The sequence below is a fragment of the Asticcacaulis currens genome, from assembly GCF_028550395.1.
GTDB classification, from domain to species: Bacteria; Pseudomonadota; Alphaproteobacteria; order Caulobacterales; family Caulobacteraceae; genus Asticcacaulis; species Asticcacaulis currens.
On the sequence record NZ_JAQQKW010000008.1, the window covers coordinates 143,614 to 167,182 of the forward strand.

Below are 23,569 nucleotides of genomic sequence, written 5' to 3' on the forward strand. Positions count from 1 at the left end.
GCGCAAATGCAAGCGGGATAAAGGAGTCGCCCAATGCGTTGGCTGATCATTCTGTTGTCGCTGATGGCCCTGACGCCGACCGCACAGGCGCAGGTGTCGTCCGAGCCGGATTTCTTCGCCCGAATCCGTATGGCCGGGTTTGACACGCCCGTGGAGGTGCGCCGCACCGGGGCGCGATTGCGCGTTGATATGCTCAGTGGCGGGGTGTTACAAACCTATATTACCGACCGCGACAAGGGGGTGCTGATCCACCTGACGTCGGCGGGCGGCAAACGTATCGCGCTGCTTTTCCCCTTAAGCCGTGAGGCGGCCCTGTTGCCTCTGCCGCTTGATCTGGCGACGCTGGAAGCGCGCGCGACCGTGCGTCCGGTGGGCTCAAGCCTAATGGCCGGGCAACCGTGCCGGACGCTGGAATTCAGCGGCTATCTCAATCAGTCCGGCATGGCCTGCGCCAATAGCGACGGCATCCTGATGCAGATGACGCAGAAGGGGCGCAATGCGCCGCTGTTTCAGGTGGTGGCCTATGCCAGAGGCGCGCAGGACGCCAAATGGTTCGTCATTCCGCCGGACTATCAGACGGCGGTTTTGCCGGGTCTGGGCGGCGCGGCGGCCCCTGCGGGCCCCATAGCAAACGCCATAAAACCATAAAAAAGCCAGGGGTTAATCCGGATTTTTCATCATATACATCAGGAGACTTTGAGCTTTTTGATCCGCTCGGCGTGCTGACGGATCAGAGCTTGCGTCGAGGTGTCAGTGTTGAAAACGCTGTACCAGCCCTGCGGTTCGTGCGGCGGATCGCCGACATAGGCGGTTTCCCCGCGCAGCATCCAGTAGTCCTTATGCAGGGCGCGCCCGGCGCCACCCCAGGCCCAGAAGTTCGATCCCGATACCGGCCCGCCCGTCTTTACCGCGTCTTCGACCGCCTTATAGATCATGCTATAAAACTTGTCTTTCCAGACGGTTGGCGTGCCCGGCTCATACTTCACTTCATCTCTGGGGAAGCCAAATTCTTCGAAGACCAGCGGCTTATTCATCGCCGTCGCGATGCGGATATGATCGTCGATATATTTCTGCACCTTGGCCGCGCCGGCATCGAAGGTGCCAGGCAGGTCCTTGCCATCGACCCAGCTCCAGTTTTGCGGCCAGATGTGTGCGGTCAGGTAGTCGATCTCCTTATGCGCATTGATCAGGAATATTTCATTGCCGACCACGCCCATCAGGCCTTCGTGACCCAGCGACACCAGATGATGCGGCGCCAGCGAACGGATCAGTTTGGCCGTCGATGAAATCCACGCCAGATAGGCCGGCATGTGCTGCGCGGCGATCTCAGGCCCGCCACCGGGGCGCGGCTCGTTGCTGAGCTGCCAGGCCATGATGGTGGGGTCGTCGCGGTAAGGCTTTTTCGTCAGCGAATTGGTGCGCTTGAGCAGGAAGCGCACATAGTCGTGGTACATGGCTACGGCCTTTTCGTTGGCGTAGAAGCGCGAGCTGACGTCGGCAAATTCGGGCCACGGGTGGGCCGGGTCGCCGTTATTGATATAGTGGCCCGTCGTGTAGTCGAGATAGGCCATCATGCCGCCCGACCATTCCCAGAAGTTGGTCAGGTACAGCACGGCCTTCATGCCGCGCTTGTGCATTTCGACCAGCAGGTAGTCGAGCCCGGCCAGCAGGGCTTCGTTATAGTTGCCGTTTTCGCGCGTGCGGAAGGCCGGATCGAGCGAGTTTTTGAGCGGCGACAGCTCGGACGAGGCCAGTACACGCAGATTGGTGACGCCCAGCGCCTTGAGATCGTCCAGTTCCTTCTGAAGACGCTTGCGGTCGCCAAAGGCGGCATCGGCCCCCAGATACGCCCCGTACCAGATATTGGCGCCGACGAAGCGCCAGGTTTCGCCCTTCAGCTTGAAATGCGGCCCCTGAACGGTGACAAAATCACCGGCCGGGGTGGCGGCAGAGGCCTGACTGACGACGAACAGGGCACCGAGGCTGAGCGAAGCCAGCAGGGCGCTGCGGCGGGAAAGGGACGCGGTCATGGGAATCCTTCCTGTATGTTCTGAAGGGACGCAATCTAGCCTGTAATAATTATTTTTGAAATATTTAATCGGCGCTGACGTTTTTTCCAATGCGGCTGAGGATTTATGCCCACAGGCCCCTTGGCAATCGCAAAGTGTCACGATAGAAGCGCATTCCGCTCAAAGCAAGGACAGGTGGCCGAGTGGTTTAAGGCAGCGGTCTTGAAAACCGCCGTAGGTGGAAGCCTACCGTGGGTTCGAATCCCACCCTGTCCGCCATCTATCAAAAAAGCCGACCCCAGAGGGTCGGCTTTTTTGATAGACAGACGGGGGTGGGGACTTGAACCCACGGGGAGATGGGGTTCGTAACCGAAGCGAAGCGAAGGTTCGGCGGAGCGTAGCGGAGCCAATCCCACCCTGTCCGCTAAATTTCCGATAAAATATAGCCGGATAGCGCAGGTCACTGCTTTTCTGGCTGAGGCATAAAATACCGCGCACAAAAGCCACTTCAAGCAAATCAAGCGGCGCACTTAAAAACGGTGCAGCGTCACAATATCGGTCAACTTTCCCACCCTCAAAAAAATTGGTGCGGGCACCTGTTGGAAGACAGAATCGACCGGCCCTGTTTGGATTGTCAGCCCCACGTTCTCTACGCTCATGGTATTGCGCTTCCCTACTGCAATCCGAAACTCATCCTGCCATGCAAAGCCTTCAGGTTTGATAAGCACTAGTCGCTCGGGAAGCGCCCAATCGGCACCCGGTTCCTTGGTGTGCTCGCGATATTCAACCTTACCGCTAACTACCCTCTCATAGTCGAGTTGCGATGTGGGATGCGCGCGTTGCTTCAGTCGGCGGACCAGCACCTCCGGGTCAGGTATCTCGACACAAAAGGCACCGAACATCTTGGCCAGTTCGGTGGACAACTGATTGCTGGCACAATAGACAAATATATCGTTATGGCTGACTGAAGAGTTGAAGCTGCCGCCTTCCAGAGTAAGAACGCGACCGTCTTCCATATTCATAACCAGTCCGTTTTCAGGCGCGTAGGTCAAAATACCATCAAGGGGATCACCGCGAACGCCGTCTGCCTCTCGCCCTCGAAAATGGGAGAGGGGCTGCATCATCAGCACCCCCTTTTTGATGAGTTCGAGTGCGTGCGCTTCTTTGGTGAAATATTTGAATATCGACATTCGAACCCCACCGCGTGACAGTGCCACATACTGTCAATGTAGTCACCTACGCCGCACCAGCAACAACTTCGCGGCAAGGCGCCCCGCTGGGGCTTATGGGGTGCATCCTTTCCCCACATTCTTCGCGTCTTAAGCCTTCATATTGTCACCTGTCGTGACCTCGCATAGCTTAACCGCGTAAACACAGGGAAACACTCCATGATCGCCACCGTTCTGACCGCGCTGGTTGCTCTGATCCATATCTATATCCTTATCCTTGAGATGTTCCTGTGGCAGAAACCGGCGGGGTTAAAGGCCTTTGGGCTCAGCCGCGAATTTGCAGAGCAGACCAGGACTCTGGCGGCCAATCAGGGGCTTTATAACGGCTTTCTGGCCGCCGGTCTGATCTATGGGCTGGTGCCGGGGCCGCACGCAGAGGCGTTCAAGGTCTTCTTTCTGATCTGCGTGGGGGTGGCCGGGGTCTATGGGGCAGCGACGGCCAGTCGCAAGATTCTGTTTATTCAGGCGCTTCCGGCGGCGCTGGCCCTGATCGCGCTGGGGCTGCATCTGTAAAGGCGATTAACCAAGCCTTTTCCATTTCTTTTTACCCTGTTTGGGCACAGAATGCGTTGAGCGGGGTGTGACATGTCCACCGTATTGAAGCTATTGGCGAAGAGAGCGGCGCAACTTCTGGTTTTGATAGGGGTTTCGCTTCTGGCCGCCTGTGCAGGCGGGCCGAAATACAGCACGCGCGATGGCCCGGACGTGGTGAAAAACGGGCAGTATCGCGCCGCCAACCTGCGGCCCTATACGGTGCGCGGCGACACCTATCGCCCCTATGTGCCCGATGTCGGCGACACCCTGACCGGCACGGCGAGCTGGTACGGCCACGAGTCGGGCAGCCTAACGGCGACAGGCGAGCGTTTTGACCCCAATGCCCTGTCGGCGGCGCACAAGACCTGGCCGTTGCCGTCGGTGATCGAGGTGACCAATCTCGACAATGGCCGCACCCTGCGGCTGCGGCTCAATGATCGCGGGCCGTTTGTCGATGGGCGGCTGATCGACCTGTCGAAGGGGGCGGCTCAGGCCTTGGGGGTGCATCAGGTCGGCACGGCGCGGGTACGTATCAAGTTTCTGGGCCCGGCGGAGCTGGGCGCCCGGCCGGTCTATGCGGCCACCCCGCAACCGGCCGACAGCGACCGGCAACGCTATCGCGTGCAGATCGGGGCGTTTTCCGAGCGCACCAATGCCGAGCGGGTCAGCCAGTCGCTGAGTGCGCGGATCGATGAACGTCGCGGCCTTTATGTCGTGTCGCTGGGGCCCTTCGAGGGCGCGCAGAAGGCTGAGCTTTACCGGCAGCAGGTTCTGGCGGCAGGCTATTTTGACGCCATTCTGACGCGTGACGAGTAAATCACCCGATCCGACATTTTAGCCTTGTCTTCGCCGGGCGCTTGGCCGATGTATCGGCGAGCATGACCGGCAGATTCATCACATTCGAAGGCGGCGAGGGCGCCGGCAAGTCCACTCAGGTGCGGGCGCTGGTGGCGCATCTGCGCGATCTGGGGCTTGAGGTGGTGCAGACGCGCGAACCGGGCGGGTCCAGCGGTGCGGAGGCGCTGCGCGACCTGCTGGTGACGGGGGAGGCCGGGCGCTGGTCGCCGATGTCTGAAACCCTGATGATGTATGCGGCGCGTGCCAACCATCTGGAGCAGGTGATCCGCCCGGCGCTGGAACGCGGGGCGTGGATCGTCTGTGACCGCTTTTCCGACTCCACCCGTGCCTATCAGGGGGCCGGCGGCGGTGTGACGCCGGAACTGATCGAAACCATAGATGCCGCCGTGGTGGGGGACACGCAGCCCGATCTGGTCATCGTGATGGACATGCCGCCGCAGGCCGGGCTTAAGCGGGCGCTGGCGCGCGGCGATTCCGAAAACCGCTTTGAGTCCAAGGGGCTGGCCTTCCACGAACGGCTGCGTGAGGGCTTTCGCAGACGCGCGGCCGCGCACCCCGATCGTTATTGCCTGATCGACGCTGACCGCTCGATTGAGGACATCGGGGCCGATATCTGGCGCATGGTCTCGGATCGCTTTCCCGAAGTGAAGGGAAGCTGAGATGGCGGTGACTGAAGACGATACCGCCGTCGCTCATCCGCGCCAGGTCTTTGATTTCATTCAAGGCGAGGCGCAGGAAACGGCCTTTGTCGAAGCGCTGTCGCGCGGTCGGCTGCACCATGCCTGGCTTTTGTGCGGGCCGGAAGGGGTGGGCAAGGCGACCTTTGCCTATCGCGCGGCGCGTTATCTCATGGGGCATCAGCGCGACCGGGGCTTCGGTATTCTCGGCATGTCCGAAGAGGACCCGGATGCGCGCCTGATCGTGGCGCAGTCGCACCCCGATCTTCTGGTGCTGGAGCGTGAGCAGAAGGACGGCAAGACGCGCAAGAACATCACGGTGGATGCGGTGCGCGAAGTGGGGGAGTTCTTTTCCAAGGCGCCGTCGCGTTCGGCCTATCGTGTGTGCATTGTCGATGCGGTCGATGACCTGAATATCAATTCGGCCAATGCCTTGCTAAAAATTCTTGAAGAACCACCTGAACGGGGTTTGCTGTTCCTGATCTCGCATTCGCCGGGCAAGCTGCTGGCGACCATTCGATCGCGCTGCCGCCGTCTGGGTTTCTCGCCGTGGGACGATGAGGCGGTTCAGCGCTTTATCGCCGCGCGCGCCGACCTTGGCCCCGAACAGCTTGAACGGCTGGTGGTGATGGCCAAGGGCTCACCCGGTAAGGGGTTGCGGCTGTGGGAAGAGGGGGCGCTGGAAATGGATGAGCTGGCGGCACGGCTGTTGTCCGAGGCCCCGCCCGCGCGCTTTGATCTGCTGCCGCTGATGACGATGTTCAAGACTAACTCTTCAAAGATCGACGGCCCCAAAAAGTTCGCGCAATTTATCGCCGCGCTCAGTGACCGGGTGCAGGAGCGGGCGCTCAGCGCCGATGCGCCGGCGCGCGGACGGCAATGGTCCGAGCTGTGGGTCAGGCTCAGCACGGTTGTGGCCGAAACCGAAGGGGTCAATCTGGACCGCGGCGAATATTTCTGGTCCATCGTCAACGATATCAAGGCGCTCAGGTAACATGCTTATCGACAGTCACGTCAATCTTCACGCCCCGCAATACGACGAAGACCGTGACGCGGTGATCGGTCGCGCACGTGAGGCCGGGGTGGGCTTGATGGTCAATATTTGCGATCGGGTGTCGAATTTTGAAACCTGCTACGACCTGACGACGCACCAGGATATTTGGGCCACGGTGGGCACCCACCCGCACGAGGCTAAGGAAAATCCCGACCTCAGCGTGGCGGACCTGCTGACACTGGCGCACCGGCCCAAGGTGGTCGGCATTGGCGAATGCGGGCTGGATTTTCACTATGACTACAGCCCGCGCGACGTTCAGGCCTCCGTGTTCCGCACCCATGTCCACGCGGCGCGGCAAAGTGGCCTGCCGCTGGTGGTCCACACGCGCGAGGCCGACGCCGAAATGTGGGAGATACTGTCCGACGAACACGCCAGAGGGCCGTTCACCTTTCTGCTGCATTGCTATACATCGGGTGCGGAACTGGCAAAGAAGGCCGCCGGGATCGGGGCCTATTTCTCAGTGTCGGGCATCGCCACCTTCAAGGCGGCGCAGGACGTGCGCGACATCATCGCGGACATGCCTGCCGAACGCATCATCGTCGAAACCGACTGCCCTTATCTGGCGCCCATACCTATGCGCGGACGGCGCAACGAACCCGCCTACGTGACGCACGTCTATGACAAGCTGGCGGAAATCCGCGGCTGGACGCGCGAAGACACGATCGCGCGGACGACCGATGCCTTTTATGCCCTGTTCAAGCGGATACCGCGCGCATGAGGCGGCTGAAGACCACTATACTGGGTTCAGGCTGTTCGACCGGCGTGCCGCGTGCGGATGGCTATTGGGGGCGCTGCGATCCGCATAATCCGAAAAACCGCCGCAGCCGCTGTTCGGCCCTGTTCCAGGTGTTCGACACGTCCCGTCCGGAACAGACGACCAATGTGGTGGTCGATACCTCTCCCGACTTCCGCAGTCAGATCGTGCAGACGGGCATTAAACATCTCGATGCGGTGCTGTGGACGCATGACCACGCCGATCAGACGCACGGCATAGACGACATGCGCACCTTTGCCCTTTTGCGTCAGAAACAGGTGCCCGGCTATATGGACGCGGTAACGCGCGAAACCCTGCTGACGCGCTTTGGCTATGTGTTTACGGGGAAGTTCGGCTATCCGCCGATCTGCACGCCGATGGACCTGCCCGCGTTTGGCGAGGGATTCCAACTCAACGGCGACGGCGGCGACATGCCGGTCGTCACCTTCGATCAGATCCACGGACCCATTCGCTCCGTGGGCTATCGTATCGGCGACGTGGCCTATTCCAGCGATATCAGCGACCTGCCGCAAGACAGCTTTGCGTCGTTATATGGGCTGAAAGTCTGGATCGTCGATGCTCTGCGTTACGCACCGCACCCGACCCACGCGCACCTTGATCTGGCGCTGGAATGGATCGCGCACGTCAAGCCGGAAATGGCCATTCTGACCAATCTGCATCAGGAAATGGACTACGAGGAGCTGCGGGCGAAATTGCCCGACGGCGTCGTTCCAGCCTATGATCAGATGGTGATCGAGACGGATCTGTGAGAAAGCCTGTTCGGGGTGGTGAGGGCTGAACACACAAAAAAAAGCAGCGAAAAAAATGATCAAAATAAGGCTTTTAAGAACAAAGCCACCCCGAACGTTTACAATTGATCATATTCTGGGACTCCTGTCACGCGAAATATGTCGCAAAGCAGCATTTATAGCTAATTTTGGGTATATATATCACACAACATAGTTCTGAAAATTAAGAAAAATATTGATTTCATTATATAATTAAAAATACCAGTTTTGTGCACTGCATCAAAATGAGACAGGTCAGGGCAGGGTGATCAGACACACTGCCTGAGCGGCGAGGCCTTCCTCGCGCCCGGTAAAGCCCATCTTCTCTGTGGTAGTGGCCTTGATGCTGACACGGTCCGGTTCAAGGGTCAGAATATCGGCCACCCTCTGGCGCATGGCGGCGCGATGCGGCTTGATCTTCGGGCGTTCGCAAATCAGCGTCACATCGACATTGACGACCTCGCCGCCGCGCTGGCGGATCAGTTCGACGGCATGACGCAGGAAGAGGTCGGAGTGTGCGCCCTTCCATTGCGGGTCGGTCGGTGGAAAGTGATCGCCTATATCGCCCAGTCCCGCCGCCCCCAGAAGGGCGTCTGTCAGGGCGTGCAGACCCGCATCGGCATCGGAATGGCCGATCAGCGTCTGATCATGGGTAATTTCGACACCGCAGAGCCTCACGCTTTCGCCCGGTCCCCAGCGGTGGGCGTCAAAACCCTGACCTATACGCATCTGTTGAGCGGGCATGAAGGCCTCCAGCACGGCAAAATCTTCGGGATAGGTCAGCTTTTGAAGGCGTTGCGCCCCCTCGACAATTTCGACGCAGATTCCCGCAGCGGCGGCCACCATGGCCTCGTCCGTCGCCTCGACCTCAGCGGACCAGCGGGCATAGGCGTCGGTTATGTCTTTCAGGCGAAAGGCCTGCGGGGTCTGGGCGCGCCACAGGCCGTTACGCGACGGTGCATCGATGATGCGGCTGTCTTCGGCGCGTTTCAGCGAGTCGGTGACCGGAACGGCCAGAATGGCGGCGCGCGCCGTCTTCAACCGCGTCAGAAGCGCCTTGATCAGGTCCTCCGTCAGCAGGGGCCGCGCGGCATCATGGATCAGCACCCAATCATCCGGACCGGCGGTTTCGTACAACGCATTGAGGCCCTTTTGCACCGACAGGGCGCGGGTGGTACCGCCCGGCACGACGCGCACCCGTTCCAGCCCCTGAAGCGTCAGGGTGGCGTGATCGAGGTCATCGCGCGGCACCACCACCACGATCGACGTCGCTCCGGCGTGGACAAAGGCCTCTATCGACCAGTTGAGAACCGGCTTGCCGCGCAAGGGCATCCACTGCTTTTTACCGCCGGACCTCTGACCCGAACCGCCGGCAACGATGATCGCATTGAAACTCATGGCCTCGTCTTAATCTCAGGCTGCCCATTGCGTAAAGAGGGCTTCACGGTTATTTCGCGCCCATGATGACACACAGTCTTAGGATCGGGGATGTGGAGATTGCCGGGCGCGCCCTGATCGCGCCCATGACCGGCGTGTCCGACCTGCCGTTCCGCCGTATGGCCTCAAAGCTGGGTGCCGTCTATGCCGCGACGGAGATGGTGGCCTGTGCCGAGCTGGAGCGCGGGCGTCCGGACGTGGTGCGCAAATTCGCGCTGGGGGAACACGCCGGTCTGAAGATCGTGCAACTCATCGGCAAGGACCCCGACTTTATTGCTCGCGGTGCGGCTCTGGCCGAAGCCTCCGGGGCGCATATAGTCGATCTCAACTTCGGCTGCCCGGCCAAGGAGGTGACCGGCGTGCTGTGCGGATCGGCCCTGATGCGCGATCTGGATGCCGCCAGCCGCCTGATGGAGGCGGCGGTCAGGGCGAGCTCGCGCCCAGTAACGGTCAAGATGCGCATGGGTTGGGACGACCACAGCCGCAATGCACCGGAACTGGCGCGCCGGGCTGAGGCCATCGGGGTGCAGGCGGTGACGGTGCACGGCCGCACACGCCAGCAGTTTTACAAGGGAGAGGCCGACTGGGCCTTTGTGCGGCAGGTCAAGAGGGCGGTGTCCATTCCCGTCATTGTCAATGGCGATATCACCGATGGCGAACGGGCGCGTGAGGCCCTGAGGCAATCCGGGGCCGACGGCCTGATGATCGGACGCGGCGTCTATGGCCGTCCATGGCTGGCGGCGCAACTGGATGCCGCGCTCAGCGGCGAGGCGCGGCCTGAGCCAACAGGGGCAGCGCGTCTGGATCTCATTATTGAGCATCTGCACGACAGTCTCAGCTTCTATGGCGCGAGCCTGGGCCTCAAAATGTTCAAAAAGCATCTGGGTTGGTATATTGAGGCGGGCGATTATTATGAGGACGCCGCTGTCCGTCGTCAGGACAAGGCGCGTCTTTGTCGTCTGGAAGACGCCGCCCTTATCGAGCAAGAGTTGAAAAACCTGTTCGTCTGATACCGCGATGGACGAATCCGAAAACATTTTGTGATCAGGCGGCGGCAAATCAGGCGCATTCCTGCAACATAGATGTTGATATTCGGACACAGTAGTGCACAAATGCCACCCTCAGATCGTCCCGCGCTTCAACTCTGCGCGGTGGGCGCTCTGGGGCGTTCGCTTGTGCCGTGTCGTGGTCTCTGGAAACCGAATTTTGAAGGAAGCAAACATCAGACGGCGTTTCGGCCTTTCGTGGGCCCGAATGACTCGGGGGCTTAAAGCCGCCAGCCGTGGCCGTCTGGCTATGGTCAGCGCCTATGCCCTGTCGGCCCTGATGACCGCCTTCATCATCTGGATTATTATTGCCGCGCCGGGGGCGGGGCCGCTGGGCCCATCCAGCGTCTTTCTGTTCAGTCTGGTCTGTCTGAACCTCGCCTTTTTGCTGGGCCTGAGCTTCTACGTATTGCGTCGGGTGCTGCAACTGGCACGGTCGCGCGCCAAGGATGCCGGCACGCGCCTGCATGTGCGCTTCGTGACCCTGTTTGCCCTGGCAGCCGTGACGCCGGCCTTTGTTGTGGCCCTGTTCTTCGGCGTGCTGGTCAATCGCGGCGTGGAAACGTGGTTTTCGGCGCGGGTGCAGTCGTCGGTCGAAAACAGCGCCGATATCGGGGCGGCCTTTATCGAGACCCAGACCAATACGGCGCGCGATACGCTGACCGACATTGCGCGCGACCTGCAACGCCCCGAGCTGACACGCATGTTTGTCGAACGTCTCAGCTTTTCACAGGCTCTGCGCGAACTGATTTCCATTCGTGGCGAACTGGCGGCGGTCTATATTATTGACGACAGCGGGCAGGTGCTGGCGCGGGCTGAAAATCCCGGCGCGCCGCCCTATCTGGCCCCCAATCAGGTGGCGATCGACACGGCCAATGAAGGTGATATCGGTGGCGGTTTGTTTGCGGCGCCCGATACGATCCGCATGATCTACCCGCTTCAGGGCTATAACGGGGCCAAGCTCTACGCGGTTAAGACCCTGACGCCTGGGATTGTGCCCAAGGTCCAAAGCGCCAAGGAAGCCATTGATGCCCTCCGGGAATCCGCCCGCAACTCGGTACGGGTGCAGGGGGTTTTCGCCCTAGCCTATATGGAAACCGTGCTTTTGGTGCTGATCGGGGCCATCTGGGTCGGCACCTCGGCGGCGGACTCCATCGCCGTGCCTGTCGCCCGACTGGTGCAGGCGGCCGACAAGGTGGCGTCGGGTGACCTGAATGCGCGCGTCATGACCGACAAGCAGTCGGAAGATATCGCCGTCCTGTCGCGCGCCTTCAACCGCATGACCAGCGACCTGCAAAGTCAGCAGGCGGCGCTGAAATCCGCCAATGAGGAGGCCGAAGAACGCCGTCGCTTCATCGAAACCGTGCTGTCGGAAATTTCGGCGGGCATCATCGGTATTGACGAAAACGAGCAGATTTCGGCCATCAACCGTCACGCGGCCAACTTCCTGTCCATTCCGACCGAAGACTCGTTCGGGCAGCATATCCGCGAACTGGCGCCGGAAATCTGCGAGCTTCTGGACAAGGTGACCCCGCACAAGGTGGAGGAGGCCGAGGTCGATCTGGTGCGCAAGGGTGATACGCGCCGCGTGCGGGTGCGCGCCTCATCTCTCGATACGGGCGGCGCGGTTCTGACCTTCGACGATATTACACGCCTTGTGGCCGCGCAGCGCAATGCTGCGTGGAAAGATGTGGCGCGCCGCATCGCCCACGAGATCAAGAACCCCCTGACGCCAATCCAGTTGTCGGCGGAACGGCTGAAACGCAAATACCGTTCGCAGATCGAAACCGATGGCGACACTTTCGATCGTCTGACGGATACGATTGTGCGGCAGGTGGGGGATATCGGGCGCATGGTCGATGAGTTCTCGGCCTTTGCGCGGATGCCGGTGCCCAATTTTGCTGAAGAAAACGCCGCCGAACTGATCCGGCAGATGGTGTTTTCGCAGCGCGTGGCCAAGCCGGACGTTCATATCGACATTATAGAGCCCCTGCCCGAGGTCACGGTCGTCTGTGACGGTCGGCTTTTGTCGCAGGCGCTGGGCAATGTGCTCAAAAACGGCGGTGAGGCCATCGTCTCACGCCACATGGCCAATGGCGGCGGCGAGGGCGGTCAGATGCGGGTGGAAATGCATCTGAACGACGGGTTCCTCACCATTGAAATCGAGGATGACGGTATTGGTCTGCCGGACAAGGACCGCGACCGTCTGACCGAGCCCTATGTAACCACGCGCGAGAAGGGGACGGGGCTCGGCCTCGCCATCGTCAAGCGCATTCTCGAAGATCATGGCGGCGAATTCTATTTGGCGGACGCCGTCCATCTGAGCGGGGCGCGGGCCGTTTTGCGGTTACCCAAGACCCAGGCTCCGGCTCAAACCAACGAAGCTCCCGATAGCGGGGCAAGACTGATGAGGGTGTGATGAAGGTATTATCTGGCGTAGATATTCTGGTGGTCGATGACGAGGCCGATATCCGCGAACTGATCGCGGGCATCCTCGAAGACGAAGGCTATTCGGTCAGAACGGCCGCCGATTCCGGCGCGGCGCTGCGGGCGATCAAGGCGCGCAAGCCGTCCTTGTGCGTACTCGACATCTGGATGCAGGGGGGCGGGCTCGACGGGCTGGAACTGCTCGATGTCATCCGCGAACTGGACCCGGATATTCCGGCCATCATGATTTCGGGTCACGGCACCATCGAGACTGCCGTTTCGGCCATCAAGCGCGGCGCTTACGACTTTATCGAAAAACCATTTAAAACCGAGCGCTTGATCATGGTGGTTCAGAGAGCACTTGAACTGGCATCCTTGCGCCGTGAAAACCGCCGCCTGCGCGGTCAGGCTGTGGTGCCGGATGGCCTGATCGGCAATTCGGCGGCGGCGCAGCTTCTGCGCACCACCATCGCCAAGGTCGCCCCCGCCAATTCACGCATCATGATCTCCGGCCCCGCCGGGTCGGGCAAGGAACTGGTGGCGCGCATGATCCACGAAGCGAGCCCGCGTGCGCGCTGCGAATTTGTGCCCATCTCCTCCGCCGGAGTGACGCCTGAGCGTCTTGACGTCGAACTGTTCGGCGAAGAGGGCGAAGAGGGCCGGCCACGCAAGATCGGCGTGTTTGAGCGTGCGCACGGCGGCACCCTGTTCCTCGACGAAGTGGCCGACATGCCGATGGAGTCGCAAAGCCGCATCCTTCGGGTGCTGGTCGAACAGCGCTTTGTGCGCGTCGGCGGCGTCAATGACGTGCAGGTCGATGTGCGCGTCATTTCCTCGACCTCCAAGGATCTGACGCAGGAAATCGCCGCCGGGCGCTTCCGCGAAGACCTGTTCCACCGCCTCAATGTGGTGCCGGTGCGCGTCCCCGGCCTGTCCGAACGCCGCAGCGATATCGCCGAACTGGTCAACTACTTCATCGAACGCATTTCGCGTGCTCAGGGCCTGCCCAAACGCACCCTGTCCGAGGACGCGATGGCGACGCTTCAGGTGCACGAATGGCCGGGCAATGTCCGGCAATTGCGCAACAATATCGAGCGCCTGCTGATTCTGGCCTCTGGCGATCCGTCCGAGCCGATCACGGCGCAGATGCTGCCGGCTGAGGTGGTGGAATCGGCTGTCGCCGGGGCCATACGCCCGGAGCGCATCATCGCCCTGCCGCTGCGGGACGCTCGCGAAGTGTTTGAACGCGAATATCTGTCGTCGCAGATCGTGCGCTTCGGCGGCAATATTTCGCGCACCGCCAACTTCATCGGCATGGAACGTTCAGCCCTGCACCGCAAGCTGAAGTCGCTGGGGCTGGCCCATATCCGCGGTGTCGAAGACGAAGAGGTGTAAGGCGAGGAGGCCTCGTGCCCTAACCTTGTGCTCAGCCTTGACGTTCGTGGCTGAACAGTTATGGGGTCAAGCGGCCTGTGGCCCCTTGAGTCTTTCCTTCTAAGCCTGAGTTTTCCATGTCCCGTATTGCCTATGTGAACGGTGCCTATGTGCGCCACGCCGATGCTGCCGTGCATATTGAGGATCGCGGCTATCAGTTTGCTGACGCCGTTTACGAGGTGTGGTCGGTGTTTGGCGGGCAACTGGCCGATCTGGCGGGACATCTGAACCGGCTGGAGCGGAGTTTACGCGAACTGCATATCGCCATGCCGATGCCGCGTTCTGCTCTGGTGGTGGTGCTGAACGAGGTCATCCGTCGCAATCGCATCGGTGAGGGGCTGGTCTATCTTCAGGTGAGCCGGGGTGTCGCCCCGCGCGACCATTTCTTCCCGACGGAGCCGGTCAAGCCGGCTGTGGTCATCACCGCCAAGCCGGTTGATCGTCAGGCGGCCGAAGCCAAGGTGCGTAAAGGCATCCGCGTGATCTCGGCCCCCGACAACCGCTGGGGTCGCTGCGATATCAAGACGGTCGGGCTTTTACCCAATGTGCTGGCCAAACAGGCGGCGCGTGAGGCGGGGGCTTCCGATGTGATCTTTGTCGATGCGGAAGGTTTCGTCACCGAAGGCGGGTCGGCCAATGTCTATATCGTCACAGCCGAGGGCGAGGTGAAGACGCGCAGCCTGCGTGCCAATATCCTGCCGGGCGTGACGCGCATCAGCCTGCTCGACATCCTGCGGGCAGAAGGCGTTGATGTCTCCGAAGGCGCCTTCACGCTGGAGGAAGCCAAATGCGCCAAAGAGGCCTTCCTGTCGGCGGCCTCGACCTTCGTTATGCCCATCGTACAGATCGACGAATCACGGATCGGTGACGGAGTGCCGGGCGAATTGTCGCTGCGGCTGCGCGACGCCTATATGTCGCGTGCCCGAAAAACGGCGGGGGTAGAGGCGTAAAGGTTTGGAATTTCACCGAAATATTATGTTATGAGGTGTTCGGTTGAATTGGACGGCGGTTGTCGCGTATGATACTTCACGAAATTATGTACGCCAGTGCGTTGTGATTTCGTGACTTTTGCTTATCTCTGTGTGTGAGGCCCCTCCTGGGCCCGCAATGTCAAACAAGAAGGGCGACTAAATGTCCCACGAAAAGAAACAAAACCTGCAGGACACGTTCCTTAACAGCGTTCGTAAATCCAAAACGCCTCTCACCATCTTCCTGATCAACGGCGTCAAGCTTCAGGGTATCGTTAGCTGGTTCGACAATTTCTGCGTGCTGCTGCGCCGCGACGGTCAGTCGCAACTGGTCTATAAGCACGCGATCTCGACCATCATGCCTGCCGCGCCGGTGCAACTGTACGAGCAGGAAGAAGACTCGGACGATTAAGTCGCGCTCCGATCATTGATCGGATCACGCCTTGATCTTTTCGCTTTGACGCACATCTGATCCAAAAACCGCTTATACTTTTTGGGATGTGCGTCTTGTCGTCCAAAGGACTCTTTTGAGCACCAAATTTGTAAACCGCACGCCGGAAACCCAGCGTGCGGTCATCATCGACCCTGACATGGCCGCGCCGCACGCGCCGTCTTCGCCGCGTCAGCCGCAGGGTGTGCCTGCGGCGCGCCGCTATGACGAGTCGCGTCTGGACGAAGCCGCAGGTTTGGCCATCGCCCTCGATCTTGAGATTGTCGCCGCCGACACGGCGCGGGTGCGCAAGCCCAACCCCGCCACCCTGTTCGGTTCCGGCAAGGTTGAGGAGATTGTGACGCTGTGCGAAGAGGTCGAAGCCGATCTTGTCATCGTCAACACCACCCTGACGCCGATCCAGCAACGCAATCTCGAAAAGGCCTGGGAACGCAAGGTCATCGACCGTACCGGCCTTATTCTCGAAATCTTCGGCCGTCGTGCCCGCACGCGTGAAGGCAAGCTTCAGGTCGAACTGGCGCGGCTGGAATACGAGCGCTCGCGGCTGGTGCGCACCTGGACCCACCTTGAGCGGCAGCGCGCCACCGGTACGACCGGCGGCCCCGGCGAAACCCAGATCGAACTCGACCGCCGCATGATCGCCGACAAGATCAAACTGCTCAAGGGCGAACTGGACGAGGTGCGCCGCACCCGCAGCCTGCACCGCAGCGCCCGCAAGAAGGTGCCGTACCCGATTGTGGCGCTGGTCGGTTATACCAATGCCGGCAAATCGACCCTGTTCAATCACCTGACGCGCGCCGAAGTGCTGGCCAAGGACATGCTGTTCGCCACGCTCGACACGACGCTGCGCACGCTGAAACTGCCGGGTGGTCGGGCCGCTATTATTTCCGATACGGTGGGCTTTATCTCTGACCTGCCGCACGAACTGGTCGCCGCCTTCCGCGCCACGCTGGAAGAGGTGCTGGAAGCTGATCTGATCCTGCACGTGCGCGACATGTCGAACCCCGAAAGCGACGCGCAGGCGCAGGACGTGATGCAGGTGCTGACCCATATCCATCCGGACCTCGACAGATCGCGCCTGATCGAGGTGTGGAACAAGATCGACCTGCTGGACGAGGAAGCCCGCGACATCCTCTATAGCCGTGCCGTGCTGGATCGCGCCATGAACAAGCCGATCATGGTGTCGGCCATCACGGGCGAGGGGATCGAAAAGCTCCTCAGCGACATCGCGCTCAAGGTGGATGAGGCCGGCACCGAAATCGACGTCGAACTGGCGCCGCAGGACGGTCAGCTTCTGGCCTTCCTGTACACTCAGGGCCGCGTGCTGGACCGCTTCGACGATGAACAGGGTCAGATTCACCTCAAGGTGAAGCTCAGCGACCAGGCCCTTGGTCGTTACGAACAGATGATCGGCGGGCGTTAGAGCGGGATGATTTTAAATAGCGGCTTCCCGCTCTAAATTTTTGTTTTTTCCCGGCATTTTGGTCGAAAACCGCCCACATTTTTCGACATATCGCTCTAAAAGTCGGGCTACTTCTTTAAAAGTGCGCGCACACCCCCCTTGCCAAATCCGCCACGACTTAATAGTTAGACACCTAACAATAAGGTGTCTTTTCATGAACTATGATGAGCGTTTCTCAAAGGCCCTGCATATGACGGCCCGGCAATGGCGGGCGGCGCTTGACCGCCGGTTGCGCGATCTGGGCATGTCAGAAGCCGCGTGGATGACCATTGCCGCCGCAGCCAAGAGCACGCCCGCCCCGTCACAGAGCGAACTGGCGCAGATGCTTGCCGTCGAACCGGCCAGCATGGTGGCCATGATCGACCGCCTGACCCGACTAGGCTTTGTCGAGCGCGTGCCGTCCCCTTCGGACCGACGGGTCAAGCACGTAGCGGTCACGGCGGCAGGACAGGCGGTTTATGAACGCATCCATCAGGAGGCAACGGTCTTCCGCGCCGAAACCCTGAGCCGTATTGATCCGCAAAAGCTGACGATTGCCACTGAGGTTATTGAGCAACTTCAACTGATTATAGCGGACGCCTGACGCCATGTCCGAAGCCCCTGCCGCCGAGATAACGCCCCGACAAAGGGCCATGATCACTCTGTCGATCATGCTGGCTACGATCATTGTCGCTCTGGACGGGACCATTGCCAATGTCGCCCTGCCGCACATGCAGGGCAGCCTCAACGCTTCGGTCGATCAGATCACCTGGGTCCTGACCTCCTTTATTGTCGCAACCGCGATTGCCACGCCCCTGACGGGCTGGCTCAGCGACCGTTTCGGCGTGAAAACCGTTTTTCTGTGGTCGATCGGCGGCTTTACCCTCGCCTCCATGCTGTGTGGCATTTCGCAGAACCTGCCGGAAATCGTGCTGGCGCGCATCCTTCAGGGGGCCTTCGGGGCTGCTCTGGTGCCCCTGTCGCAGGCCACCCTGCTCGATATCAATCCGCGCGAAAAGCACGGATCGGCCATGGCGGTCTGGGGGATGGGCGTCATGATCGGACCTATTCTGGGGCCGACGGTTGGCGGCTGGCTGACCGACAATTACGACTGGCGCTGGGTATTTTTCATCAATCTGCCCGTAGGGGCGCTGGCCCTGTGGGGCATCTGGCGCTTTATCCCGTCGCGTGCCGGGGCCCGGCGGGTCACATTCGACCTGTATGGCTTTGCGGCGCTCAGCCTCGCCATCGGCGCCTTTCAGATGATGCTGGATCGTGGCGAGCAACTGGAATGGTTCGCCGCGCCAGAAATCTGGATCGAGGCGATCATCGCCGCCGTGGCGCTGTCGGTCTTCGTCATCCATACGGCCACGCGGCCGGCAGGGCAGACCTTCCTCGACTATCGCCTGCTGACCAATCGCAACTTCCTGACCGGCCTGCTGTTTATCTTCCTTGTCGGCATGATCCTGTTTGCGACGCGGGCGCAGGTGCCGCAACTGCTGCAAGGGCTTCTGCACTATCCGGCCGAACGTGCCGGTCTGGTGACGGCACCCAGTGGCATCGGCACCATGCTGGCCATGTTTGTCGTGGGGCGGCTGGTGGGGAAGGTCGATTTGCGGCTGATTCTGGCGGTGGGCTTTGCCCTGACAGCGTTTTCGCTCTGGCTGATGTGTGCGTACACGCTGGTCCTGTCCGAGGGCGACATCATCTGGCCCGGAGTGGTGCAGGGGATCGGACTGGGCCTCGTTTTCGTTCCCCTTTCCGCCGCCAGCTTTCAGACCCTCGCGCCCTATCTGCGCGCCGACGGCACCGCTATCTACAGTCTGGTGCGCAATATCGGCTCGTCCATCGGCATCGCGGTGGTGCAGGCCCTGTGGGCGCGCAACAGTCAGGAAGCCCACGCCAATATTGCCGAACACGTAACGCGCGACAATCCGGCCCTGTACGATCCGACCATAGCCAGCCTCTATTTCGGCGGTCCGGGGGGCCTAAGCGCGCTCAATGCCGAAGTGACCCGTCAGGCCGGCATGATCGCCTATGTCGATGGGTTCTGGCTGATGTTCCTGCTGACCCTCGCCGCCATTCCGTTGCTGTTGCTTATCCGCGTCAGGAAGGCTGCCGAGAGTGCGCCCGTCTCCGTAGCGGCCGACCACTAGGGTCATATCGCTTGGCGAGCCCGATTTATTATCGTACAAATTTCCCAACCAAAAAGGGAAATGCCTATGAACCGAAATCTTCTGGCCGCTTCGACGGCTGTGCTGAGCCTGTTGTGCGGGCTCGCTTCGGCGGAAACCGTGCGGGTCGATGCGCAGATGGCGCCTCCGGCGCCGCGCGAAGGCCTGTTGAAGATGGGGACAGGCCTGTCGCCTTCGGGGCAGCTCATCAGCGTCAATGATCGCTATCTGACGCTTGCTGGCAAACCCGTTTTGCCGGTCATGGGTGAGTTTCATTATACCCGTTTTCCGGAACAATACTGGGAGGAGCAACTCCTTAAAATGAAGGCGGCGGGCGTCACGGTCGTCGCCACCTACGTTATCTGGCAGCACCACGAGGAACGTTACGGAGTCTTCGACTGGAGCGGCAACCGCAACCTGCGCAAATTCATACAGTTGGCGCAGAAACACGGCCTCTATGTCTATCTGCGTCCCGGCCCCTGGGCCCATGCGGAAGTGCGCTTTGGCGGCATTCCGGACTGGGTAGTTGACTCGGTCCCGACGCGCAGCAACGACCCGACCTATCTTGGCTACGTCGATACCTTCTTTGCACAGGTGGCGGAACAGGCGAGGGGGCTTCTGTGGAAGGACGGCGGCCCCGTCATCGGCATCCAGATCGAGAACGAATATAACCGCAACGGGCCACTTCAGGGGCGCGAACATATTTCAAGACTAAAGGATATGTTACGTGCGCATGGCTTTGATGTGCCGCTCTATACGGTTACCGGCTGGGACAATGCGGTCTTTCCGCGCGGCGAGGTGATCCCGGTTTTCGGCACCTATGTTGATGAGCCGTGGTCGGCCGCATCGGGCATCCTGCCGCCCAAGTCGAGCTATATGTTTCAGTTTGGCGTGCGCAATGAAAAGGGGTTGGGGGCGCAGGGGCGCACCTCGACACAGGATGACGGAGCCCGGGATAGCAATATCACGCCGTTTTTCGGGGCGGAATACGGTGGGGGCGTCCCGCAAATGTATCGCCGCCGCCCCCTGATCAGCCCTGATGATATCGCTGACATGGTGATCACCAAGCTGGGCTCGGGCGTCAACCTTCTGGGCTATTACATGTTTCAGGGCGGTCAGAACCCGTCCGGAACGCCGTCGCGCGATGAAAGTGTGGCCAGCGGCGGGTACAATGACGTGCCCAGGCTGGGTTACGATTTTCAGGCCCCGCTGGGCCAGTACGGACAGGCGCATCCGGTTCTCAATCGTCTGAAACCCATCCATGCCTTTCTTCAGGCCTTCGGGGATCGTCTGGCGCCCATGGCCGTCTATGCGCCGCAGGTTAAGCCGGAAACCGCCGATGACCTCAAAACCCTACGCTGGGCCTTCCGCGGCGATGGCCAGTCGGGTTTCGTCTTCGTCAATAACCATGTGCGCCATTACGCCACACCGGCCCACCCCGACACGCGCTTTGAGGTGAAGCTGAGCGGCGAAACCCTAACCCTGCCGTCCAAAGGCGTGACGGTGGAAGAGGGGGCCGCCTTTATCTGGCCCGTCCATTTCGATCTGTCGGGCGTCGATCTCCTGTGGGCGACGACCCAGCCGGTAACGAAGATCAACGACGGGAAGGGTGATCTCTATGTGTTTGCCGCGACGGGTCAGATCGAACCGGAATTTGTCTTTGACGCCAAGGTCGTGCGCGCCGTAACAGGGGCTAAAAAGACCGGTCAGGGGGGGTGGATACGGGTGACGCCTGACGCGGGGCGCATCGTTACCGTCACCGGCACAAACGGCAAGATCGCGCGTCTGCTCCTGCTCAGCGAAGCTCAGGCGCAGAGCCTGACTACCGTGACCGTGCAAGGCCGGCCACACCTGATTTTGAGCGCCGCGCACGTCTTTGGTAACGCCGAGGGCGGCGCGACGTTGCGGCAAAACGATCCGAGGTTTGAATTTGCGATTTATCCATATTTGTCAGGTAATTTAAGCGCAAATCTGAAACTAAAATCTGAGAAATTCTCGGGTTTGCTTCAACGCTGGTCGGCCACGGCACCAGAGGTGAAACTCAGCGCCGAATGGCGGGCTTTGCGTCTGGCTGGCAAGGCTCCGCCGCTCAAGAACTATGGGCCGCGCAATACGCCCGTCGTGCCCGAACCGGAGAGTTTCGGAGCCTCGGCCGCATGGACCGTAAAAGTGCCTGAGGACGCGCTGAAAGGGGTATCCGACGTCTATCTGGATGTCGATTATCAGGGCGATGTGGCGCGGCTGTTTTCGGGGCCGCAGATGCTCGACGACGAATACTATATCGGACGGACGTGGCGTATCGGGCTCAAGCGTTATGCCGACAAGCTGGCGAAGCCGCTGACGCTCAGTGTTATGCCGTTGCGGGAAGATTCAAAAGTCTATTTCGACGCCAGCGTGAAACCGCAATTCACGAACGGTCAGGTGGCGCGCATCGACGCAATCCGGCTGATACCGGAATACGAACTGACGCTGAAATAGCTCTGAAGGCAGGCCTCGAAACCGGCACATATACCGCCACCAAATGTCTAGTCCGGATAGAAATGTCGCGGTTTGTGCCAGTTAGAAATGTCACTGGCACTGTCGGTGGAGTAAGGCGGCGGGCGGGCGCGCAGCTTTTCAAGCTAGCGCAGCGACCGACTAACGACCGATGCACTGACTATCTTGTTTTCTGTCTAGCCAGCCTCGATGCATGCTAAGGTGCGTGCATGTTTGTGATCGAAGATGAAGCCCATGCGGAGTGGCTCGGAGAGTTTCCAACGCTTGAGGCGGTGACCGCGGAATTGCGCCGGCTCTATGAGCTTCCTTGGGACGAAGCGCCAAACGTCGCACCTTGTATGAGCTGGCGCACGTGCGGGCGTACCTACGGGGTTATCGAATATGATACCCGTAGCGCATCTTGGCGGGAAATAAGCCGTCGTCCAGCGCTAAACATATCTGCCGCAAAGGTGGAGTGGTTGCTGACTTAGCCCACATTGAACATGTGACCAGTCTGGTCCCGACGCTTTGGCGCCTTTCGGCTGCGCTTCTCTGGCGGTTGGGTATCCTGGTAGGCCTTGATCATCTCCAGCAACGAGCCGAGCCGCTTGTTCTCTACAACGGCGGCTTGGTTGACCTTCCGGATCTTGTCGAAGGTCCGGTAGGCGAGTTCTTCGCCCTTGTAGCGGATGGCAATGCGGCCGTCAGGATAGTCGACGACCGTGACTCGCTTGCCGATCGCCGCTTGGGCGGTCTCGGACGGCTCCAAGATGAACAGCACCTTGTCGTATTGCAGGGTGAGCGACTGGGAAAGCGTGCGCTCTTCCTGCCAGGTAAACTCGTCGTCGAGCTGATCGCGGGGAGACATGGGACGGTGTAAATCCTTAGAGTTGGCGGGCGCCTTGCCGAAGCGCTTGTTGTAGTCCGCGACGAAGGCAGGGAGAAACGTATTGCCAGCCTCCATGGTGCTGATGCCGGAGAGCCTCAGTTCCTTCACTAGGCGGTCCTGCAAGGTCTTGTTGGCGCGTTCCACGCGTCCCTTGGCCTGGCTGGAGTTGGCGCAAATGATCTCGATCTTCAGACGGCTTAAGGCACGGCCGAACTGCGTCATGCCATCGCCGGTGACACCCGGCTTGGCGACGCGGAACACGGAGTGTTTGTCGCTATAGAAGGCGACGGGTTTGCCATGAGCCTCAAGGTAGGCCTTGGTTGCCGCGAAATAAGAGAAAGTCGATTCCGTCTCGACAAACTGTAGATGCATTAGCCGGCTGGTGGCGTCGTCGATGAAGACTAACAGAGTGCACATCGGCCCACGGCCCTCGAACCAGCGGTGCTCTGAGACGTCTATCTGGATCAGTTCGCCGACACAGTCGCGCCGATAGCGGGGCTGGTAGACGCGTGGCCGGCGTTTCTTACGCGTCGTCCAGAGGCCTTCCTCCGCCATCCAGAGACGAATGGTCTCACGGCCAAGGCAGATGTCGTGAAGCTCGCGCAGCTTCTCAGCGGCCAAAGTAGGGCCGAAATCGGCATAGCGATCGCGGATGATCGCCAGAGCTTCGGCGCGAACGTTCTCAGGCTTGCGCCGGTTGCTCCGACGGCCGCGCTGCTTTGATACCAAACCGTTAACACCGCACGTCCGGTAGGCCTTGAGCAGCCGAAGCGTCTGGCGCCGGCTAAGGCCTAGTATATCTGCGGCGGCTTGTGCGGTGAGGCGCTCATGGTCGAGATCGCGTAGAACCTCGAACCGCGCCAACTCTTTGTCGCTCATGATGCGAACTGCCATCTTCAGCACCTCCAGCTAAAAAGCTGGAGA

General features: G+C 60.4%; 20 protein-coding genes and 1 tRNA gene. 17 read left to right on the plus strand and 4 right to left on the minus strand.

Features of this window, described 5'->3' with window-relative positions; translation table 11 throughout:
• Positions 1 to 33: 33 nt before the first annotated feature.
• A complete protein-coding gene (locus tag PQU94_RS14045; protein WP_272742062.1) occupies positions 34 to 648 on the plus strand; it encodes a hypothetical protein in 615 nt (204 codons plus the stop codon).
• Between the two features lie 38 nt (positions 649 to 686).
• Here PQU94_RS14045 and PQU94_RS14050 read toward each other — a convergent pair whose 3' ends face one another.
• Positions 687 to 2,030: a glycoside hydrolase 5 family protein gene (locus tag PQU94_RS14050; protein ID WP_272742063.1), complete on the minus strand. Its 1,344-nt coding sequence runs from the start codon at positions 2,028 to 2,030 to the stop codon at positions 687 to 689.
• Between the two features lie 168 nt (positions 2,031 to 2,198).
• Here PQU94_RS14050 and PQU94_RS14055 point away from each other — a divergent pair.
• Positions 2,199 to 2,288: transfer RNA gene (locus PQU94_RS14055), tRNA-Ser, on the plus strand.
• Positions 2,289 to 2,539: 251 nt separating this feature from the next.
• Here PQU94_RS14055 and PQU94_RS14060 read toward each other — a convergent pair.
• Entirely contained in the window at positions 2,540 to 3,199 is a 660-nt protein-coding gene (locus PQU94_RS14060) for a hypothetical protein (protein WP_272742064.1), read from the minus strand.
• A gap of 198 nt (positions 3,200 to 3,397) precedes the next feature.
• Here PQU94_RS14060 and PQU94_RS14065 point away from each other — a divergent pair, with 198 nt between their 5' ends.
• From PQU94_RS14065 to PQU94_RS14090, 6 genes are all read left to right on the plus strand, one after another.
• Complete coding sequence (locus tag PQU94_RS14065) at positions 3,398 to 3,751, plus strand: DUF1304 domain-containing protein (protein WP_272742065.1); 354 nt, start codon at positions 3,398 to 3,400, stop codon at positions 3,749 to 3,751.
• 72 nt (positions 3,752 to 3,823) lie between these two features.
• Positions 3,824 to 4,588 carry a septal ring lytic transglycosylase RlpA family protein gene (locus tag PQU94_RS14070; RefSeq protein WP_272742066.1) on the plus strand — a complete coding sequence of 255 codons (765 nt, stop codon included), beginning with the start codon at positions 3,824 to 3,826 and terminating at the stop codon, positions 4,586 to 4,588.
• A 62-nt stretch (positions 4,589 to 4,650) separates the two neighbouring features.
• Positions 4,651 to 5,289 (plus strand): dTMP kinase, encoded by a 639-nt coding sequence (tmk, locus tag PQU94_RS14075; protein ID WP_272742067.1) that lies wholly within the window; start codon positions 4,651 to 4,653, stop codon positions 5,287 to 5,289.
• A gap of 1 nt (position 5,290) precedes the next feature.
• Positions 5,291 to 6,301 (plus strand): DNA polymerase III subunit delta', encoded by a 1,011-nt coding sequence (locus PQU94_RS14080; protein ID WP_272742068.1) that lies wholly within the window; start codon positions 5,291 to 5,293, stop codon positions 6,299 to 6,301.
• 1 nt (position 6,302) lies between these two features.
• Entirely contained in the window at positions 6,303 to 7,079 is a 777-nt protein-coding gene (locus PQU94_RS14085; protein WP_272742069.1) for a TatD family hydrolase, read from the plus strand.
• Positions 7,076 to 7,885: an MBL fold metallo-hydrolase gene (locus tag PQU94_RS14090; RefSeq protein ID WP_272742070.1), complete on the plus strand. Its 810-nt coding sequence runs from the start codon at positions 7,076 to 7,078 to the stop codon at positions 7,883 to 7,885. Before PQU94_RS14085 ends, PQU94_RS14090 begins: the two co-directional genes overlap by 4 nt.
• A gap of 273 nt (positions 7,886 to 8,158) precedes the next feature.
• Here the strand turns inward: PQU94_RS14090 and PQU94_RS14095 are convergent, their stop codons facing one another.
• Positions 8,159 to 9,301, minus strand: a complete 1,143-nt coding sequence (locus PQU94_RS14095) for a bifunctional 2-C-methyl-D-erythritol 4-phosphate cytidylyltransferase/2-C-methyl-D-erythritol 2,4-cyclodiphosphate synthase (RefSeq protein ID WP_272742071.1) — start codon at positions 9,299 to 9,301, stop codon at positions 8,159 to 8,161.
• Positions 9,302 to 9,366: 65 nt separating this feature from the next.
• Here PQU94_RS14095 and dusB point away from each other — a divergent pair, with 65 nt between their 5' ends.
• The 9 genes from dusB to PQU94_RS14140 all read left to right on the plus strand — a co-directional run bounded on the left by dusB (position 9,367) and on the right by PQU94_RS14140 (position 21,759).
• Positions 9,367 to 10,350, plus strand: coding sequence for a tRNA dihydrouridine synthase DusB (gene dusB, locus PQU94_RS14100; protein WP_272742086.1), 984 nt, complete (start codon positions 9,367 to 9,369; stop codon positions 10,348 to 10,350).
• A gap of 244 nt (positions 10,351 to 10,594) precedes the next feature.
• On the plus strand, positions 10,595 to 12,805 hold the full coding sequence (locus PQU94_RS14105; RefSeq protein ID WP_272742072.1) for a sensor histidine kinase NtrY-like: 2,211 nt from the start codon (positions 10,595 to 10,597) through the stop codon (positions 12,803 to 12,805).
• A complete protein-coding gene (gene ntrX, locus PQU94_RS14110; protein WP_272742073.1) occupies positions 12,805 to 14,208 on the plus strand; it encodes a nitrogen assimilation response regulator NtrX in 1,404 nt (467 codons plus the stop codon). The genes PQU94_RS14105 and ntrX overlap by 1 nt, the downstream gene beginning before the upstream one ends.
• A 116-nt stretch (positions 14,209 to 14,324) precedes the next feature.
• On the plus strand, positions 14,325 to 15,197 hold the full coding sequence (locus tag PQU94_RS14115; protein WP_272742074.1) for a D-amino-acid transaminase: 873 nt from the start codon (positions 14,325 to 14,327) through the stop codon (positions 15,195 to 15,197).
• A gap of 181 nt (positions 15,198 to 15,378) precedes the next feature.
• Complete coding sequence (hfq, locus tag PQU94_RS14120) at positions 15,379 to 15,627, plus strand: RNA chaperone Hfq (RefSeq protein ID WP_013480329.1); 249 nt, start codon at positions 15,379 to 15,381, stop codon at positions 15,625 to 15,627.
• A 115-nt stretch (positions 15,628 to 15,742) separates the two neighbouring features.
• A complete protein-coding gene (hflX, locus tag PQU94_RS14125; RefSeq protein WP_272742075.1) occupies positions 15,743 to 17,089 on the plus strand; it encodes a GTPase HflX in 1,347 nt (448 codons plus the stop codon).
• A gap of 193 nt (positions 17,090 to 17,282) precedes the next feature.
• Positions 17,283 to 17,711, plus strand: coding sequence for a MarR family winged helix-turn-helix transcriptional regulator (locus PQU94_RS14130; RefSeq protein WP_272742076.1), 429 nt, complete (start codon positions 17,283 to 17,285; stop codon positions 17,709 to 17,711).
• A gap of 4 nt (positions 17,712 to 17,715) precedes the next feature.
• Positions 17,716 to 19,263, plus strand: a complete 1,548-nt coding sequence (locus PQU94_RS14135) for a DHA2 family efflux MFS transporter permease subunit (RefSeq protein ID WP_272742077.1) — start codon at positions 17,716 to 17,718, stop codon at positions 19,261 to 19,263.
• A gap of 66 nt (positions 19,264 to 19,329) precedes the next feature.
• On the plus strand, positions 19,330 to 21,759 hold the full coding sequence (locus PQU94_RS14140) for a beta-galactosidase (RefSeq protein WP_272742078.1): 2,430 nt from the start codon (positions 19,330 to 19,332) through the stop codon (positions 21,757 to 21,759).
• Positions 21,760 to 22,243: 484 nt separating this feature from the next.
• Here PQU94_RS14140 and PQU94_RS14145 read toward each other — a convergent pair whose 3' ends face one another.
• Positions 22,244 to 23,539 (minus strand): ISNCY family transposase, encoded by a 1,296-nt coding sequence (locus PQU94_RS14145; RefSeq protein ID WP_272742079.1) that lies wholly within the window; start codon positions 23,537 to 23,539, stop codon positions 22,244 to 22,246.
• Between the last annotated feature and the right edge of the window lie 30 nt (positions 23,540 to 23,569).

Excerpts from the sequence above, each read along its gene's own strand:
- PQU94_RS14065 (WP_272742065.1), top strand. The coding sequence starts at position 3,398 with ATGATCGCCACCGTTCTGACCGCGCTGGTTGCTCTGATCCATATCTAT.
- PQU94_RS14070 (WP_272742066.1), top strand. The coding sequence starts at position 3,824 with ATGTCCACCGTATTGAAGCTATTGGCGAAGAGAGCGGCGCAACTTCTG.
- PQU94_RS14085 (WP_272742069.1), top strand. The coding sequence starts at position 6,303 with ATGCTTATCGACAGTCACGTCAATCTTCACGCCCCGCAATACGACGAA.
- PQU94_RS14130 (WP_272742076.1), top strand. The coding sequence starts at position 17,283 with ATGAACTATGATGAGCGTTTCTCAAAGGCCCTGCATATGACGGCCCGG.
- PQU94_RS14050 (WP_272742063.1), bottom strand. The coding sequence starts at position 2,030 with ATGACCGCGTCCCTTTCCCGCCGCAGCGCCCTGCTGGCTTCGCTCAGC.
- PQU94_RS14105 (WP_272742072.1), top strand. The coding sequence starts at position 10,595 with ATGACTCGGGGGCTTAAAGCCGCCAGCCGTGGCCGTCTGGCTATGGTC.
- PQU94_RS14080 (WP_272742068.1), top strand. The coding sequence starts at position 5,291 with ATGGCGGTGACTGAAGACGATACCGCCGTCGCTCATCCGCGCCAGGTC.
- dusB (WP_272742086.1), top strand. The coding sequence starts at position 9,367 with ATGACACACAGTCTTAGGATCGGGGATGTGGAGATTGCCGGGCGCGCC.
- PQU94_RS14060 (WP_272742064.1), bottom strand. The coding sequence starts at position 3,199 with ATGTCGATATTCAAATATTTCACCAAAGAAGCGCACGCACTCGAACTC.
- PQU94_RS14095 (WP_272742071.1), bottom strand. The coding sequence starts at position 9,301 with ATGAGTTTCAATGCGATCATCGTTGCCGGCGGTTCGGGTCAGAGGTCC.
- hfq (WP_013480329.1), top strand. The coding sequence starts at position 15,379 with ATGTCCCACGAAAAGAAACAAAACCTGCAGGACACGTTCCTTAACAGC.
- PQU94_RS14140 (WP_272742078.1), top strand. The coding sequence starts at position 19,330 with ATGAACCGAAATCTTCTGGCCGCTTCGACGGCTGTGCTGAGCCTGTTG.
- PQU94_RS14090 (WP_272742070.1), top strand. The coding sequence starts at position 7,076 with ATGAGGCGGCTGAAGACCACTATACTGGGTTCAGGCTGTTCGACCGGC.
- PQU94_RS14135 (WP_272742077.1), top strand. The coding sequence starts at position 17,716 with ATGTCCGAAGCCCCTGCCGCCGAGATAACGCCCCGACAAAGGGCCATG.
- PQU94_RS14145 (WP_272742079.1), bottom strand. The coding sequence starts at position 23,539 with ATGGCAGTTCGCATCATGAGCGACAAAGAGTTGGCGCGGTTCGAGGTT.
- ntrX (WP_272742073.1), top strand. The coding sequence starts at position 12,805 with ATGAAGGTATTATCTGGCGTAGATATTCTGGTGGTCGATGACGAGGCC.
- PQU94_RS14045 (WP_272742062.1), top strand. The coding sequence starts at position 34 with ATGCGTTGGCTGATCATTCTGTTGTCGCTGATGGCCCTGACGCCGACC.
- PQU94_RS14115 (WP_272742074.1), top strand. The coding sequence starts at position 14,325 with ATGTCCCGTATTGCCTATGTGAACGGTGCCTATGTGCGCCACGCCGAT.
- tmk (WP_272742067.1), top strand. The coding sequence starts at position 4,651 with ATGACCGGCAGATTCATCACATTCGAAGGCGGCGAGGGCGCCGGCAAG.